The following is a 16,372-nucleotide window of genomic DNA, read 5'->3' on the forward strand; positions in this document are numbered from 1 at the left end:
CGTTGCGCGAAGGTATCGGGGTCGCTCCGCACAAGACAAGCTGGACCCGCACGAGATGATGTCAAACTTCCGGGAACTGTATGACCGGGGTGGTTTGAGCGACGAAGAATTCCGAACAATAAAGTCGAAGCTAGCAACGGAACTTCGAGCAGAGTTAAAGGATAACAGCGGCGCGGGTTAGGCCTAAAACCCCCGTGCTGCCGCCAAAGCCGCCTATCGCGGTTGTTCGGCGGCCGAAGCAGATGTTGATGCAACGTCTGAGATGAGTCGATGAACGACTCGCACAGGTGCTGCGTAGTTGAACGCGTGTAGGGCTCGAAGCCGGCGCAACCAAGGACGAAGCGCAAGGCCAGATGACGGAGCGAAACGGCAGATAGCGGCGGAGGAGCCTGGCTCTTCTGAACGGGGGCTTCCTGAAAAGGGAAACGTCCCGGCTGGCTGACGAGACTCCCATCGAGCGACAACTTTGGACGAAATCGCGAAAGCAAGAGGGTCGGTGATGCCCCTCGAGCACCGCACACTCGGAAGGAGACTCGCATGCCCTCTAGCAGGGATCTAACCGGCGGACGACGGACCGGCGCCTCGAAAAAGAACGCCTTCTGTTCGTTCTGTCGCAAAAGCTATCGCGATGTGGGACCGCTGGTCGAAGGACCGGGCGACGTCTATATCTGCGGCGAATGCATTGAGCTTTGCCAATCGATTCTCGACCAGGAGCGCAAGCGCCGCGGGTCGAGCAAAACGCTCTTCACCAAAGTCCCCAGCCCTCGCGAGATCGTCGGCGAGCTCGATCAGTATGTGATCGGGCAAGATGCGGCGAAGCGGGTGCTGGCGGTGGCCGTGCATAGCCACTACAAGCGACTGATGGCCGCTGAGGAAGAGGCCGAAGTCGATATCGACAAGTCAAACATCTTGCTCGTCGGCCCGACCGGCTGCGGCAAGACCCTGCTGGCCAAGACGCTGGCTCGCAGCTTGAACGTGCCGTTCGCCATTGGCGACGCGACCACGCTGACCGAAGCGGGCTACGTCGGCGAAGACGTCGAGAACCTGCTGCTGAAGCTGCTGCATGCGGCCGACTTCGACATCGAAGCGGCCCAGCGCGGCGTGCTGTACATCGACGAGATCGACAAGATCGGCAAGACGAGCAACAACGTCTCGATCACCCGCGACGTCTCGGGCGAAGGCGTCCAGCAAGCCCTGCTGAAGATGCTCGAAGGGACCACGGCCAACGTGCCGCCGCAAGGCGGGCGGAAGCACCCCGAACAGCAGTACATCCAGATCGACACGACGAACATCTTGTTCATCTGCGGCGGTACGTTCGACGGCGTGCAAGACATCGTCAGCAAGCGGCTCGGCAAGCGTTCGATGGGCTTCGGCCAATCGACGGACAACGCCTCGGATCTGAGCGTCGGCGATTTGCTGGCTCAGGTGAACAGCGACGACTTGATCGAGTTCGGGTTGATTCCGGAACTGATCGGCCGGTTGCCGGTGATCAGCTCGCTGCGTCCGCTCGAAGCCGACACGCTCATTCGCGTGCTGAAGGAACCGAAGAACGCCCTCACCAAGCAGTATCAACACCTGTTTGCGATGGAAGAGGCGGACCTGAAGTTCACCGACAAGGCGCTCGAGGCGATTGCCAACCGCGCCGCCGAACGCGAGACGGGCGCCCGCGGCCTGCGGTCGATCATCGAAGGGGTGATGCTCGACATTATGTTTGAATTGCCCGACCAACCACGCGGCAGCCGCTACGTGGTGACGGACGACATCGTCGAAGGACGCACCAAGCTGTTCAGCGACGAATCGACGGCCAAAAGCGCGTGACGTTCAGGCTGGCGGGGCTTGTAGGGTCCTGTTGGTTCGAGTCGCGCTGCGTATAACGAACGAGCCCGGTTGGATGCGATCCAGCCGGGCTCGTTTTTCTGTTTGGTTAGCAATTTGCTTGAGGCGACGTCGTGCGTGGCGCTGTCGGGCTGAAAGCCCAACCTACGGTTAACGAATCTTTCGCAGTACTTCGAGGCCGCGTTCTAACGTCGCTTCGCTCGCGGCGTACGAGATGCGGAAGTTCGTGTCGCGGCCGCTGAAGATGCCGCCGGGGATGATGAGGAGTTCGTTTTCGATCGCTTTGGCCACAAACTCTTGTGCAGTGCCGCGGCCCTTCGGCACTTTCGGGAACACGTAAAACGCGCCGCCGGTGTCGGCGACTTCGTAGCCGGCGTCGCGGAGGCCGTCGACGACGCGGTTGCGGCGCTGGGCGTACTCGGCGGCTTGCGGACTCATGTCGACGTCGAGCGCCGCCACGGCCGCCCACTGCAGCGGATGGGGCGCGCAGACGAACGTGTACTGCTGCAGCATCGTCATCTTGTCGATGATCGCGGCCGGGCCGTGAACCCAACCGAGACGCCAGCCGGTGACGCCGTACGCTTTGCTGAAGCCGTCGACGACGATCACGTCGGGGTTGTGATGAGCAGGGGAGGGGAGGGGGGCGTCGTAGCAGAAGAGGCGGTAGATTTCGTCGCTGAGCAGCGCAATGTTGTGCTTGGCGGCGAGGGCGGCGAGACCGCGGACTTCCTCTTCGCTGGCGACGACGCCGGTGGGGTTCGAGGGACTGTTAAAGAGGATGAGTTTGGTGCGCGGCGTGATCGCGGCGGCGACCTTGTCGAGATCGATCCGGAAGTCGGGGTAAGTGTCGATCATCACCGCTTTGCCGCCGACCATCGCGACGAGCGCCGGGTACATCACGAAGTAGGGATCGAACACGATCACTTCGTCGCCGGGGTCGACGAGCGCCATCATCGCGAGGACGAGCGCGCCGCTCGTGCCGCTGGTGACCAATACGCGGCGGTCGTCGTGCCCGTACTCCTCCTGTAGGTCGGCTTGCAGGCGTTCGCGCAGGTCGGGAATGCCTTGCGTTTGGCTGTAGCCGTTGCGGTCGGCGTGGATCGCCTCGCAGGCGGCGTTCTTGATCGCGTCGGGCACCGGAAAGTCAGGCTGGCCGATCGATAGGTTGATCGGGTTCTTCATCTTCGCCGCGAGGTCGAAGACTTTGCGAATGCCGGAGCTATCGAATTGAGCGGTGCGAGCGGCGAGCCAAGGATGGGACATGCGAATGCCGAATGGGGAATGCTGAATGCGGGAAAAAGCCGCGACCGGTGGTCGCGGGCGCCCCAACAATTTACGCCATCGCCCGCACCGACGAAACCGTCACGCAGGAGGTTCAGCCGTCGCGGCAACCACTGGCTTCGCCGATCGCCACTGCACAATGGCAACCATCGCCAGCGCCCCGCCAATCGCAGCCAATTGCCGGCTCGTAAGGCGTTCGCCGTCGACCTGGCCCCAGAGGAGGGCGATCATTGGCACGACGTAGGTCACCATGCCGGCGAAGAGGGGGCCCTGCGTTTGCACCAGCCACACAAACAGCAAAATGGCGACGCCGGTGCTGCCGACGCCCAGGAGCAGCAGCGAGCCGAGGGCATACCAAAAATGCTCTGGCGTTTCGGGCGGGCCGAGGTGCATTCCTTCGCGTAGCGCGGGGATGAACTCGAACGGCACCACCAGCGAGGCGCCCATCAGCAGGAAGAGCACCGTCAGCGGCGCCGTCGGCAGGTGCGCGAGTTTCCACTTGAGATAGGTGTTGCCGATGGCGTAGCTAATCGGCGAACTGAGTGCGAGGGCGAGCAGCCACGGTGCGATGCCGCGCTCGGTGCCGTCAAAAACGATCAGCGCGGCGCAGCCGAGTCCGCCGAGGACGCCGACCCATTGTCTTGGGGTCGGCCACTGCTTCAGCATGATAGCCACGGCGGCGATCGTCGCGATGGGGACCAGCGTCACCATCATCCCAATGAAGCCATGCTCGCCAGTCGACTGCATCGCGAACGGTTGGACGACGTACGGGTAGGCGTTGCAGAAGAACGCGATGACGGCGAGTTGTCGCCACTCGGTCGGCGTGAGCCGCGTCCACTGCCGTTTGAGCAAACAATACGCGGCGAGCGTCGCGGCGCCGCTGGTCATCCGCCACATGCCGATCTCGGCGGGGCCGAACGCGAGCGACGCGCGATCCATGAGGATGAAGCTCGTGCCCCAGCAGAGACAGATGAAAAGGAAAGCGAGGTAGGGCACGGGGCGGGAGGAGAGGTGATCGGGGATCGGTGACTGGTAATCGGTAGCAATTTAGCGGTTTCTCACGCGGTAAGACAGGTTCGGGTTGCCGAGCATGCGCCCCCTGAGCTTATAATTGGGCCATGGACGCACTCAGTCGACAACTTCTCGATACGGCGCTCACGCTTCCCGACCGCGAACGCGCGGTTCTGGCGGCCGAACTTATCGACAGTCTTGATCCCGCGTTTGACGCGGATCATGAATCTGCTTGGGGGGACGAGATCGCCCGGCGATTGGCTTTGCTGAAAAGCGGAGCGACGCAAACCGTGCCGTGGAGCGAGGCTCGTGCCCGGATTATTGGCGAGCGATGAGCCACGTTCGCGTTGAGTTCGATCCTGAGGCGATCGCCGAGGCCCAGGAGGCGTATCGGTGGTACGCCAAGCGGAGTCAACGAGCAGCAGATGGATTCATCGCTGAGCTTGACGCGGCGGTGGCTCGAATCAGCAAACAGCCGCAGCTACTCGTCGGCTACTTACATGGCACGCGTCGTTGCTTGCTGAAGCGATACCCTTACGCTGTTGTCTATAACGAACAACCGGAATTGATTCAGGTTGTTGCCGTCGCCCATTGCAAACGGCGGCCGGGGTACTGGAAGGGGCGCGTTGGGTGAGAACGCCGGCGGTTCGAATGCCCGCGACCACCGGTCGCGGCTTTTTGAGGGACGTGGCCGTTCGATCACCGAACTTTGCAGCGGAATTGGATCACGCCGCCTTTGCCCTTTTCGAGCGGTTCGGTCAGTTCCCACCGCAGGACGAGCGACTCGCCGTCGTTCGCTTGCGTGGTGAAGTTCGCCGGCAGCGACGTCTTTTGGCTTCCCTCGACGTACTCGAGCCGCGTCGTGAGGCTGTCGGCGATCACGACGTTGCCGATGACCTTGTCGCCGACGTTGTCGAACCGCAGGGTGAACTCGACCTCTTCGCCAGGTAGGGCCGAGCCCTTCGACGCGAGCTTCACGAGGCGGAGCTTCGGGTTGTTCGGTTCGAAGGTGTGGTAGATCGTGCCGGGCGTCAGCTCGCTGACGGCGGCTTGAGCCTGACGATTGTCGAGCACCACCTGAGCGGCTTCGACGTTCGACCACGCGATCGCGGCAAGCGAAGCGCGGGCGATCTTCACGATGTCGGTGCCGATCACTTCGCCGCTGCGAATCAACTGCACGTTGCAGTAAGGCTGCAGCGTGCCGATGGTGACGGCGACGCGGCGATCGCGGTCGAGTTCGCCCGCTTGCTCGCGTTCACGCAACAGGCTCGGCGGTTCCTTCTCGCGATGGATGTCGGGCTTGATCTCGGCGAGCGACGTTGAAACGTCTTCGGTCTCTTCGATCTTGATCGGGTTGATCTGTTGGATCGTGCCGCCAGGAGCGTCGATGCGAGCGTAGGCGCGAAGGTCGACCACTTGCCGAGCCGCTGCGAAGCGCGGGGCGTACAAGCAAACCTTGTTGCTCGGCGTGATGATCGTGCGGCCGTCGATCGTGTCGTAGTGAGCGACGGTGTCTTCTTGTTCGAGGCCGGTGATCTTCCAGTCGACGTTGACGCCGGCGGGCAGGTGCATGTCGCCGCCGTCGCAGAGATATTCGTCCGAAGGGCCAGTCGCGGGTTCATGGCTGCAGCAACCGCAGCCCGAGCCGCTGCACATCGGCTGCCAGTTTCCTTCGGGCAGGCACTGGGCCTGCTTCAGTTGGGCGCTGGTGAGATGCGTCGGCAGCTGCGAAGCAGCGAAGCGAGCCGGAGGCCCGGGCTGCGAAGCCTTCGGCGCTGGTTGCAGCGGGGGAGTCGGCTCGGAATCGTCGGCAATGACGATCGCTTCGAGATCTTCCGGCTGCTGGAGTTCGAGCGACGCCTCGGCCGAGTCTTCGGCGTAGGCGACTTGCTGGATGTCCGAGTTGCTCGGGCCAGGAGCGTAATACTGCACGTCGTCGGTCATGAACGACGGCGACGGCAATTGCGGCGGAGTCGCCGGTTGATTGCCGGCAATGCGATAGCGTGGCTCGGCCGCGCGGCAGGAGCACATGATGATCGCCGCGGCGGCGATGATGCCGTAACGGAACCAAGCCGGTGCACTGCACGGTCCGTTATCAGTCGTCAGTGGTCCGTTGTGAATCCGTTGATCGCTCATCTGTCTTCACCACTGACTACGGACTACTGACCACTGACAAGAACATTTGAAAAGGTGCGCCAGCAGTGAAGTGCTGGCAGCATGTCGATCGTCCGTTATTGCACGGGCACGATCTGTTCCTCATGCGGCGTCAGCATTACGCCAGGGCGAGCCCCCCGGTTCGCCCGGTCGTACACGACTGCTGGCGCCGCACCGTACACGAAATTCACGTCATTCTGATCCGCTTCCGGCACGCGTCCGCCGATGCGGAGGATCGCGATCGGTCGACCGAGTTCGTCGGCGGCGACGAGCGGGTCTTCGCCGGTTCGAACTTCGAACCAACGAGTTTCGCTCGGCGTCTTCTCCGCGATCGGCACGGCGAGATCTGGATCCTCGACATAGATGACGCGAGTGACGAACTTCCCTTCCGAGGCCATCACGAGTTCATCGAGCGTCAAATCGACCGGCACCGGGAAGCGAAGCGATTCGCCCTCCGGCGGATAAATGCGGTCGACCATTTCGACGGTCGGGAAAACTTCGAGCCCCGGATGCTCGGGAATGTCGGTCACGCGAAAACGGTAGACGGGTCCGACGACCAGTCCGACCATCAGCGAGTCGGGCTGCCCTTCGGCAAACCCGGCTCCCGCGGCCGGCGCGACCCGCGCTCCTTGCGGAGCGCGAAGTTCGACGGCCTGACAATACCCTGACAACGGTTCGCCGCGCATCAGTCGTTGGCGGCCAATCGCTCCCGGTGGCATGGCCCCAGCATGGGTCCAGTGTCTTACCGGCTCTTGGGCCGCTGCCGGAGCAGCGAGCGTCAGAGCGAGCAAGACTGCCAATCGCAGTTTGCCTTCGACTGGGCGTGTTGTGGAACGAACCGTTGTCATGACTTCTTTTCCGGAGGGCGTGGCCCTCCGGCTATTAGTTAGGTCGTTGTTGCGAGCGAGCAGGTTTCACCCTGTCGCTCGCAACTTGGACCTGGCGTTACTTACTCGACGATCTGGCCTTCGTAGGGGCCTTGGACTTCGCCTTCGTAGGCGCCACCCTCGTAGCACTCGTCGTTACAAGGCTCGCCTTCGGCGTGCTTGTGGGCTCCGAGTTGGTGGATCGCACTCGGCACGGCGCCGGGCAAGGTGCCGCCGAACAACTTGAACGGTGCACGATTGGTTTCGCTCACCTTCACGTGGTTGACCGGACGGGGATAGTTCATGCCCGGACGTTGCTTGACGGTCATCTTCATGTGAGCGACCGGCGGCGGCATCAGGACCCGCGTACGATTGGTCATCGTATGCGACTTCAAACCAGCTTGGTGACCCAGCGGAATGTGCGGCGGACCAGGCAGACCAATCGGGGTGCCGACGCTCGGCATGCCCCATTGCGGACCGTTCACTCCCGAGATGTAGTGCGGGGGAGTCACCGGCGGAGCGAATCCGGCGGTCGGCATCCCTTGCGGACCCATCCCGTAGCCGCCTTGGCCCGTCGGGCACGTTTGGCAGCCAGGACCATACTGAGCAGGAGCTACGCCCGGGGCGCCCGGATTGTAGTCGGCCGTTTCGACTCCGCCGTTGGCGGCCAGCATTTGGCCAGGCAACTGCAGGTCGAGGTTACCAACACGCAAGATCGCGAGGATCGAGCCGCGGCGGTCAGCTTCGGCAATCGGATCGACGCCCGGATCAAGCCGCGTGCTGACGAGCGTTTCGACGCCAGCCAGAGCGAGGTCTTGGAACTCGGGATCCGGCAGGTAGATCACCTTGGTCACGAAGTTGCCGGCCAGCACTTGGTCGAGATCTTCGTCGGTGAACTGCACCGGAATCGGCGAGTGCGACAGGTACGCATCGGTCCGCGGCGTCACCGGAGCGACTTCCAGCGTCGGATAGAGTTCGACGCCCGGACGATCCGGGATGTTGGTGAGCTTCAGGCGATAGATGGCGCCTTGCTGGAAGTTCTGCCGGCCCGGCATCACGAGCGGAGCCGAGTCGAACATGCAGGTACCGCTGACGTCCCAGGCGACTTCAGCCCCTTCGACGCCCAGGAAGGCGATCTGCGAGGTGCCGCCGGCGCCAATGGCCATGCAGGGCGCGATCGGACCGGCGCCTGGGCCGCAGTAGCAGCCCGGGCCCATCGGAGGACCGCCCATCCCGCCCATGGGGCCCATCGGCATCATGGCGCCTGCTGGTTGGATGACGCCCGGGCCTGGCCCGTCGACGCCGGGTCCAGGTTCGAGCAGCCGCTGGGCGGGCGGCAGATTGTAGGCGGCTTTGCCACCCACGCACCCAATTGACGCAACGCAGGCGATCGCTGCGAAGGTCAATAAGTACCTCTGAACTCTCATGGTTTTCCCCCTCAAAACTGGCACCCAGGCCATCTGACTGTTTCCCGCGACGCGAGCCGGACGAAAGGCCAGCCTCGGCGACGCCGCGATGGCGTCGGCCCGAAGGGGCAAGTCGTCGAACTTGAAAAGTGTGTGGACGGCGCGACCAGACTCGCCGGGGGGTGAGGAGAGTTGCGATGGACGGTGTTGGCCGTCCGTCATTACAATCCTGCCCGCACCACGAGCCTGTAAGCATCTGCAGCCGGACTGGCGCGAGACGCTTCCGGGTAAAAAGTCGACAGACGCGAGCCGGAATCTTTGGCAAATCCGCTAAAACCGGCAGAGGAAGAAAACTTTGCGCCGTTTAACACCCAAATTGGTCATCGCGGTGCTAGCGATCGGCGGCGGATTTTGGGTGGCCCAAACAGTGGCGCCGCTCCTGAGGGAGCCGCAGCCAGCAGGCCCCGTGACCGCCGCGGCGCCGAGCGCCACGATCACTAATGCTAGCGTGCCAAGCGTCGGCCCCTCGGGCGACCAATTGGTGCAAGAAGTGATCAACCGGTCGCTGGAGCGGCGGCCGAACATCGCAGCGCAGGTGCGGCAGGTTGTTCGCGTTGACGACGAACGACTCAGCGGCCAGGGAAGCTACTGGCAGCAAGGAGTCGGCAACCTGCGGCGAACGCGGTGGGAACTGGAAACAATGGTCGGCGCCGACGCCGCCTATGTCACTCAGGTTTACGACGGCGAGTATGTGTGGACCGACCGCAAGCTCCCCGGCACGCGCAAAGTGACGCGGGTGCACCTCGAAGGCGTGCGGCGGGCCCTGGTGGGGCAAGAGCCGGCAGGGCAGGGGGGCGGGCTGCCGAGTTTCAGCGACGCGGCGGCGCGGGGCGGACTCTCCCAGTTGGTGGCGAGCCTAGCGCGCTGCTACACCTTTTCGGCCCCGCAGGCGATGCAGCTGGGCGAGCGGACGATGCTCGCGGTGCTAGGCACCTGGCGGCCGGAGCAACTCGAAAAAGAATGGGCCGGCCTTTCCACGAAGCCGCCCGATGAGTGGCCCGCGCATCTGCCGCATCACGTGCTGATGTACATCGACAGCAGCGAGTTGTTTCCCTACTTGATCGAGTACCGCGCGGGGATCGATGCGGGATTGGTTTCCGATCCGAGCGGCGTGTTCGCAACACGCAATCCGCTGGCGTTGTTTGAGTTCCACGACGTCCAATTTTTTGGCGCGACGATGCCGCCGAATCTGTTTCAGTACACGCCGCCTGATCCGTCGTATACCGATGTGACGGGGCGGGTGATTGAGGAGCTGCGGGCCGTGGCGAAGCCGGCGGAGCAGATGACGCAGCGCGACGGGACGTTGCGGCAGTAGCGGCGGCTGTACTTCGGGAATGCGAGCCACCGGCTCTGCCGGTGGACGAAGTGCTGGTTCGGCATGTACCCGCTGCGTCCACCGGCGGAGCCGGTGGCTTTTATGCTGGGGGCAAGCGTCAATCAGTGGCGCTCCGGCGGGTCGTTGACCCGCGGCTACCGGAAGCGGAAGTTGCGGCGGGCTAACTCCGCGGCGGCAAGGATCGCGGCGACCATGCCGCTCCCTTCGGCGGTGCCTTGCCAGGCGCGATCGAACGCCGTGCCGTGGGCGCAGCTCGTGCGGACGATCGGCAGTCCGAGCGTGATGTTCACCGCGCGATGCATTGCGAGCAGTTTCAGCGCGATGTGGCCTTGGTCGTGGTACATCGCCACCACGGCGTCGAACTCGCCGTCGCGGGCGCGGACCATCAGCGTGTCGGCCGGCAGCGGGCCGGTGGCGAGGATGCCGTCGGCGCGGGCCATCCCGACGGCGGGCGAGATGATCAGATTTTCTTCGTTGCCGAAGAGTTCTTCTTCGCCGGCGTGGGGGTTGAGCGCACAAACGCCGATGCGCGGATCGACGAGGCCGAAGCCGTCGCGCATCACCGCGTTCGCGAGGCGGCACTTGGCGGCGATCAGGCCGGGATTCAATTGGCCCGGCACCGAGCGGATCGAACAGTGGAGCGTCGTATGAACGACGCCGAGCCCCGCGCGCGAGTCGGGAAGTTCCGACTTCGGCAAGTAAAGCATCATCGCGAAGTCGTCGACGCCGCAAAGCTCAGCGAGGAGTTCCGTGTGGCCGGGGTAGTGATGGCCGGCGGCGTGCAGTGCGGCTTTGCTGAGCGGCGCCGTAACCATGCCGGCGAACTGCCCGGCGATCGAGCGGCGGGTGGCGAGCACGACCGCTTCGTACGCGGCCTGCCCGGAGCGGGCGTCGAGCTTCGCCTGCGGGGCATCGAGGACGTCGTCGCTGCCGACCGGTAGGCAAGGGATGTTGTGCGTTGCCGAGGGATCGAGCCCGAGCTGGGCGATCGTGCTCACCGAGTCGATTACTTCGACGCGGGTCGACGAGCCGGTCAGGGCGACCGCGCGGCGAAGGATTTCGGGATGGCCGAGGGCGACGGGGCGGCAAACCTCGTGGATGCGGGGATCGTTCCAGGCGCGGACGACGACTTCGGGCCCGACGCCGGCGGGGTCGCCAAGGGTGATCGCGAGGAGCGGCTTTTGAGCGGGGTCGGGCATGCGGGAGGAAGTGATCGGGGATCGGTGACTGGTGATCGGAGCGAGTAGCCGCGGGTCAACGACCCGCCGGAGCGGAGCAATCGGGGGTCGCGGCCGCCCGGGGCCCGTTGTGATTCTAGGTTTTCCAGCCCCCCGGGCAACGGCCTGCCGCGGGGGAGGGCGGGGGGGTAGAATGTGGAAACTTGTCACTGGAACTTGCAGAGCGCTAAGCCGCGAGCGGCTTGTCGGGGCGCTGGGAAAGGAGCTTCTTGTGTCTGATTCAGAGTCGATTTTGGCCTACACCGCCGCGAACGCGATCGAGGCCCATGCCTTGGCCGCGTTCTTGGCGAACGAAGGGATCGAGGCCCGCGTCCTCGGCGAGGCTCTGCAGGGGGCGTTTGCCGGCATCGACGCTGGGAATCTCGACACGGTCGAGGTGTGGGTGGCGGGCGAGGACCGCGGGAAGGCCGAGCCGCTCATCGAGCAGTGGCGGCAGGAATACGACGAGTAATCGCCCAGCGGAGCGGCTCGAATGACCCGTATTTTCCCGATGCTCGCGTCGTTGTCGCTCATGCTGATGGGCGTGGCGGTCGCGATGGGGTTCACGATCGGCGACCTCTACGCCGAGCCGGTGACGCAGGCGACGCTGGACTGGCGGGGCCGGCACATGATGACCGGCGTCGCGGCGGCGCTCGCCGTCGTCCTGGTGGAATGCATCGCGGTCACCTACTTCATCGGAACGAGCCGGTGGTGCAAAGAGGTGACGGAAACCTACCGCCTGCCGCCGGAGGATCTGAAGGAAAGCAACCGGCTCAAGCGACGAACCTTCCCCTGGTGCGTGCTGGGGATGCTGACGGTCGTGGCCGTCGGCTCGCTGGGGGCGGCTTCCGACCCCGGGACCGGCCGGGCCGATACCGCCGACTGGACGGACATTCACCTCGCCGCGGCGATCGGCGGCCTGTGCCTGGTGGCCTGGACCTACTACCGGGCGTGGCTGAACATTGCCGATAATCAGCAGGTGATCGAGCGAATCGTGGCCCAAGTCCGGCGTATTCGGGACGAACGGGGACTCGATTCGCCGGCCGCAAATGAGGCGATTTCCGCCTCTGCGGGCTAGGAGCCGGCATATTCGCTAGAATCGCCACTGGAAGCGAGAATCTCGCTGAAATCGGGCCATGACATGCTAGCGAGAGTAACTATACTTGGGAGTTCCGGCAGACTATGAATAGTTCCCCTGGATTCTCCACTTTCGCGCCGCGGTTGCAGGTTGGGTCGCCCATGTCGAAGGCTTTGACGATCGTTGGTATGGTCGTCGCAGGGCTTATTGGCCTGTTGTTCGCCGTGGACTGGGTGGCCGGTTTCCCCTTTCATGGGGCCGACTGGCGGATGAACCTCGGCGCACTTCTCGGCGCCGGGCTCCTCGGCTATCTGAGCTGGGACGCCATGAAAGACGTGCGGTAGGCAGGTTTTTGCTTTGGGCCGTCTGTTCCCTCCGAGCCCCCGATGGATTCGCTGCGGTCGCTGCTGCGCGGAACGGCCAGCCCTTACGCCGCGCGGAGGATTGAACGCTGCGGTTTCGGCGCAGCCTGACGGGTGAGTTCCGCCGCAAGGTCAGCGACGGTGGCGATGCGGATCGCGCCCCGTTCGTTGGCCGTTTCCAGCTGATCGATCGCCAGTTCCAGCTCACTCCAGGCGCGGGCGCCCTGGCGAATCAGTTCGGCGGCGTCGGCCGTGATGATCGCCGGACCTACGGCGCCGGCGACGAGTTCCTGAGGCACGCCCCCAACACGGCGGAGCCAGCGCCGTCGCGATGGGAGCGTGCCATGTGCGGAGGCCTGCCAGAGACCGAAGGGAAGGGGGCGAATCGACCCCGAGCCGCTCGCATTCGACTCGGTGACGATCGCCCGAACGCCAAGTTGTGCGAGTTGCCGTTCGCTCTGGCCGCGCGGCGGTTGGCCGGCGACGGCAAGCGTGGCGACGTCGTGCCCCGCGGCGCTAAAGCGGTGGAGGCCGTCGGCGAGGGCATCGCTGAAGTTCACGTCGACCCGCGGCAGCAGCAGCGCGTGTTCGACCAATTGCGGCGCCGTGGCAAGGTGTGCGGATTGCGCGGGCTGCTCGATCGCCCACGTGGCGGGAAGGCGGGCTTCAATGAGCCGGCGTAGAAGTCGAGCCGGGCCGGCGTCGGCCGCCACGTGGTTTGACCAGCGAATGACTAGGCAAACAGGGGGCGCATTGCGCGGGGTGCTCGACATAGCGTGATCCCTCGGGTGGTCGCGAGCGAAGGCCAAACTCCCTTGGCCGCCATGTAGGAGGATCGGGCGTCGGTCGGTTCCGACTCGATGCTATCGTGCCACGCAGCGGTCGCCCGAGTGAGGCGAAGGGCGCCGATTGGGGAAGGGGTGACGATCTTCCTAGCCCCGGGCTCTGCTCGGGGGTCGCGTGACGCACCGGAAGGATTGGCGTAGTGAGTGGATTGAAAGCTAGACAGGATCACAGGATTGGTTGGATCGACAGGATGTAATAACTAGCCCCGTGAGGGGCGGCATGTTGTAGCCAGGGGCGTAAGCCCCTGGACCGAACGCCGAGAACGGCACGGAGCCCCGGAGGGGCGGCACTCGCAGCGGCACAGCAACGCCCCGGGGAGCTGTTTCGCCCCTCCGGGGCTGAAGGTTCTACTTGGCGTTTGCACCAGGGGCTCGCGCCCCTGGCTACAAGATGCCGCTCCTCCGGAGCTAAATCTTCGTTCCCACGCGGAGCGTGGGAACGAGACGGACCGCGGTGTTATCGTGCCTGAATGTCTGCTAAATTGTTGGCTCGCGCTGCCGGCGGTGGGCTGACAGCTGGAATCTCCCTTGTCGAGTTTGCTATGCCGGTTCGCACGGAACATTGGAAGTTTCGTCCCCACCTGTTGCTGCGGGGCGGGCATCTGCAAACGTTCGCCGCGGTCTACTTGCCGCGGAAGCACGCGCCGTACGGCGCGAAGCTGCACTTCATTCAAGCCGACGACGTGGCGCCTGAACTGGGCGGCGATCGTCTCGCACTGCACGACGATTGCCCCGAGGACTGGCAGCCCAACGGTCCGTCGGTGCTGCTGGTGCACGGCCTCGCCGGTTGCCATACGAGCGCCTACATGTGCCGGATGGCCGAGCGGCTGACGGCGCGCGGGTATCGCGTGTTTCGGATGGATATGCGTGGCTGCGGGGCAGGGGAGGGGATCGCCAAACTGCCGACCCACTGCGGCCGCTCGGGCGACGTCGCCGCGGCGCTGCGGTTCATCGCGACCGAGCATCCCGAGTCGCCGACGTACGCGATCGGTTTTTCGCTAGGCGGCTGCCTCACGCTGAACCTGCTCGCCGAAGCAGAAGAGCAGAGGGTTGGGAACTTGGTCCGCTCGCTGGCGATTTGCCCGCCGATCGATTTGTTCGCGGTCGAGCGGCGGTTCGATTCGCGCGGCGGCCGGGCGTACGACAAGTTCTTCACGTTCAAACTGTGGCAGCAGATCACGGCGCGCTGGGCCCGCTACCCGGAGATCGCGCCGGCGGTGATTCCGCCGCAGCCGAAGCGGTTGCGGCAGATCGACGAAACCGTGACGGCGCCGTCGGGCGGCTTCGCCAGCGCCGACGACTACTACACCAAGACGCAGCCGGGCCCGAAGCTGCACCGCATTTCGCAACCGGTGCTGATCATCGCCGCGGAAGACGACCCCGTGGTGCCGACGGCGCCGCTGTTGGAATACGATCGCGGGCCGGGCGTCGAAGCGGTGATCGTCCCGCGCGGCGGGCACCTCGGCTTCATCGGCGGCGGCAACGGCGACCCCGATCGGCGGTGGCTCGATTGGCGGATCATTGAGTGGCTTGAGACCGGCCACTAGTAGCCGCGGGTCAACGCCCCGCCGGAGCGGTGATCGAAGAAACGGACCACAAAGACACGACGGGCACGAAGACGCACGAAGGAGTTCGCGCGAGACTTAAGCGAATGAGTGCGATTCCGTTAAATGGCCGAGAATGTCGTTTTAAGCCCCAACGGGGCGAGCGTTAATAGCCAGGGGCGACAGCCCCTGGAATTTCGCGTCGAGCGTTGCATCTAGCCCCAAAGGGGCGGTAGTGCGATCGGCCGCCGCACGCGGGAGTTCTTTCGCCCCTCCGGGGCTCCGGTTCTGCGTTGCGTGCCGGGACCAGGGGCTTGCGCCCCTGGCTATTAACTGACGCCCCGTTGGGGCTTGGCAGACGACATGCCACTCACCGCCACATTTTTGCGTCCTTTGTACTTCTTCGTGGCAGTCGTGTCTTTGTGGTTAGCTCTTTGTGGTGCGCCTTTTGAGCGCCGCTCCGGCGGGTCGTTGACCCGCGGCTACTGAGGGGCCGTTGTCGTGGCGTTGGCGGCGTGGCGGTGGACTAGACTTTCCAGTTTGCCGACCCCGAGGGCGAGCGCTAGGCCTAAGAGGAGCGCGACGGAGAGTTTGCCGCGGTCGTGGTCGTGGAACTGCAGTTCCGGCAGCAGGTCGCTCAGCGAGATGCAGAGGAACGTCCCTGCCGAGAACGCGAGCGAGTAGGCGAGCAGGGGACCGGTCGACGATTCGGCGCCGATGCCGAGCAGAAACAGGGCGATGCCGACGGGGATCGCCAAGGCGAACAGGCCGTTCACTGCGTAGCGAATCTGCGGCGACCAGCCGCCGCGGGCCATCAGCATCGCGATCGTCATCGAATCGAACGGCTTGTGCAGGACGATCACCAGAAACGTCCCGAAGCCGGCCAGCGGCAAATTATCGTGGCGGTGGTAGACGCTTGCGGCGAGCGCGACCCCTTCGATCACGCTATGGATCGTCAGCCCAAAGGCGGCGCCGCTCCACGTGATGTCGTGATGATGATGGCCATGATCGTGGCCGCAGTCGTGTTCATGCTCGTGAAGTTCGTGCAACTCGCCGGCGGCGTCGGTTTCGAGATCGTGGTGGTGGTAGCAGAAGAAGCGTTCGATGAAGAACATCGTCAGCCAGCCGGCGACGACCCACATCATCACGGTGAAGTCGACCGCTTCGTCGGCGGTGGCCTTCACGGCGTGGGCCTCGGCCAGAGCGTGCGGCAGCATGTGGAGCATGCCGACGCCGAACATCATCGCAGCGACGAAGCTGACGGCCAGCTGCATGCCGCGGTGAGTGAGGCGGAACCACAACGGCAGCATCCCGCCGACCACGGAGGCGGCGAGGATGATGATCGAGTAGTAGGCGAGGGGGACGATGGGGGACAT

16 protein-coding genes are annotated in these 16,372 nt (G+C 64.4%); 8 read left to right on the plus strand and 8 right to left on the minus strand.

The annotated features are described in order from the left end of the window. The first annotated feature begins 537 nt into the window (after nt 1–537). Nucleotides 538–1,818, plus strand: a complete 1,281-nt coding sequence (clpX, locus tag ACQY7R_RS12820) for an ATP-dependent Clp protease ATP-binding subunit ClpX (protein ID WP_428305991.1) — start codon at nt 538–540, stop codon at nt 1,816–1,818. Nucleotides 1,819–1,986: 168 nt separating this feature from the next. On the opposite strand, the gene ACQY7R_RS12825 is transcribed toward clpX, so the two are convergent. Together ACQY7R_RS12825 and ACQY7R_RS12830 are read right to left on the minus strand one after the other, a co-directional pair. After that, nucleotides 1,987–3,099: a pyridoxal phosphate-dependent aminotransferase gene (locus ACQY7R_RS12825; protein WP_428305992.1), complete on the minus strand. Its 1,113-nt coding sequence runs from the start codon at nt 3,097–3,099 to the stop codon at nt 1,987–1,989. Between the two features lie 99 nt (nt 3,100–3,198). Next, nucleotides 3,199–4,113 carry a DMT family transporter gene (locus ACQY7R_RS12830; RefSeq protein ID WP_428305993.1) on the minus strand — a complete coding sequence of 305 codons (915 nt, stop codon included), beginning with the start codon at nt 4,111–4,113 and terminating at the stop codon, nt 3,199–3,201. A 122-nt stretch (nt 4,114–4,235) separates the two neighbouring features. Here ACQY7R_RS12830 and ACQY7R_RS12835 point away from each other — a divergent pair, with 122 nt between their 5' ends. Both ACQY7R_RS12835 and ACQY7R_RS12840 read left to right on the plus strand, forming a co-directional pair. Beyond that, a complete protein-coding gene (locus ACQY7R_RS12835) occupies nt 4,236–4,463 on the plus strand; it encodes an addiction module protein (RefSeq protein WP_428305994.1) in 228 nt (75 codons plus the stop codon). Further along, nucleotides 4,460–4,762 (plus strand): type II toxin-antitoxin system RelE/ParE family toxin, encoded by a 303-nt coding sequence (locus ACQY7R_RS12840; RefSeq protein WP_428305995.1) that lies wholly within the window; start codon nt 4,460–4,462, stop codon nt 4,760–4,762. The genes ACQY7R_RS12835 and ACQY7R_RS12840 overlap by 4 nt, the downstream gene beginning before the upstream one ends. A gap of 65 nt (nt 4,763–4,827) precedes the next feature. Here ACQY7R_RS12840 and ACQY7R_RS12845 read toward each other — a convergent pair whose 3' ends face one another. The 3 genes from ACQY7R_RS12845 to ACQY7R_RS12855 form a co-directional block, all read right to left on the minus strand. After that, nucleotides 4,828–6,264, minus strand: coding sequence for a hypothetical protein (locus tag ACQY7R_RS12845; protein ID WP_428305996.1), 1,437 nt, complete (start codon nt 6,262–6,264; stop codon nt 4,828–4,830). Between the two features lie 95 nt (nt 6,265–6,359). Continuing rightward, nucleotides 6,360–7,130: a hypothetical protein gene (locus ACQY7R_RS12850; RefSeq protein ID WP_428305997.1), complete on the minus strand. Its 771-nt coding sequence runs from the start codon at nt 7,128–7,130 to the stop codon at nt 6,360–6,362. A gap of 101 nt (nt 7,131–7,231) precedes the next feature. After that, nucleotides 7,232–8,575: a hypothetical protein gene (locus ACQY7R_RS12855; RefSeq protein ID WP_428305998.1), complete on the minus strand. Its 1,344-nt coding sequence runs from the start codon at nt 8,573–8,575 to the stop codon at nt 7,232–7,234. 334 nt (nt 8,576–8,909) lie between these two features. Here ACQY7R_RS12855 and ACQY7R_RS12860 point away from each other — a divergent pair, with 334 nt between their 5' ends. Further along, nucleotides 8,910–9,929, plus strand: coding sequence for a hypothetical protein (locus ACQY7R_RS12860; RefSeq protein ID WP_428305999.1), 1,020 nt, complete (start codon nt 8,910–8,912; stop codon nt 9,927–9,929). Nucleotides 9,930–10,084: 155 nt separating this feature from the next. Here ACQY7R_RS12860 and pdxA read toward each other — a convergent pair whose 3' ends face one another. Continuing rightward, the gene (gene pdxA / locus ACQY7R_RS12865) at nt 10,085–11,149 is read right to left on the minus strand and encodes a 4-hydroxythreonine-4-phosphate dehydrogenase PdxA (protein WP_428306000.1); all 1,065 of its coding nucleotides are present in this window, start codon (nt 11,147–11,149) and stop codon (nt 10,085–10,087) included. A gap of 250 nt (nt 11,150–11,399) precedes the next feature. On the opposite strand from pdxA, the gene ACQY7R_RS12870 reads away from it, so the two are divergent. The 3 genes from ACQY7R_RS12870 to ACQY7R_RS12880 all read left to right on the plus strand — a co-directional run bounded on the left by ACQY7R_RS12870 (nt 11,400) and on the right by ACQY7R_RS12880 (nt 12,589). After that, a complete protein-coding gene (locus ACQY7R_RS12870) occupies nt 11,400–11,639 on the plus strand; it encodes a putative signal transducing protein (protein ID WP_428306001.1) in 240 nt (79 codons plus the stop codon). Between the two features lie 21 nt (nt 11,640–11,660). Next, on the plus strand, nt 11,661–12,245 hold the full coding sequence (locus ACQY7R_RS12875; RefSeq protein WP_428306002.1) for a hypothetical protein: 585 nt from the start codon (nt 11,661–11,663) through the stop codon (nt 12,243–12,245). 161 nt (nt 12,246–12,406) lie between these two features. Then, entirely contained in the window at nt 12,407–12,589 is a 183-nt protein-coding gene (locus ACQY7R_RS12880) for a hypothetical protein (protein WP_152100426.1), read from the plus strand. Nucleotides 12,590–12,672: 83 nt separating this feature from the next. Here the strand turns inward: ACQY7R_RS12880 and ACQY7R_RS12885 are convergent, their stop codons facing one another. Beyond that, nucleotides 12,673–13,380, minus strand: a complete 708-nt coding sequence (locus ACQY7R_RS12885) for a hypothetical protein (RefSeq protein WP_428306003.1) — start codon at nt 13,378–13,380, stop codon at nt 12,673–12,675. A 614-nt stretch (nt 13,381–13,994) separates the two neighbouring features. On the opposite strand from ACQY7R_RS12885, the gene ACQY7R_RS12890 reads away from it, so the two are divergent. Beyond that, nucleotides 13,995–14,999 (plus strand): YheT family hydrolase, encoded by a 1,005-nt coding sequence (locus ACQY7R_RS12890; protein ID WP_428306004.1) that lies wholly within the window; start codon nt 13,995–13,997, stop codon nt 14,997–14,999. Nucleotides 15,000–15,478: 479 nt separating this feature from the next. On the opposite strand, the gene ACQY7R_RS12895 is transcribed toward ACQY7R_RS12890, so the two are convergent. Further along, nucleotides 15,479–16,372, minus strand: a complete 894-nt coding sequence (locus ACQY7R_RS12895) for a ZIP family metal transporter (RefSeq protein ID WP_428306005.1) — start codon at nt 16,370–16,372, stop codon at nt 15,479–15,481.

Origin of the sequence: Lacipirellula sp., from assembly GCF_965279485.1 — a bacterium.
Lineage (GTDB): Bacteria > Planctomycetota > Planctomycetia > Pirellulales > Lacipirellulaceae > Lacipirellula.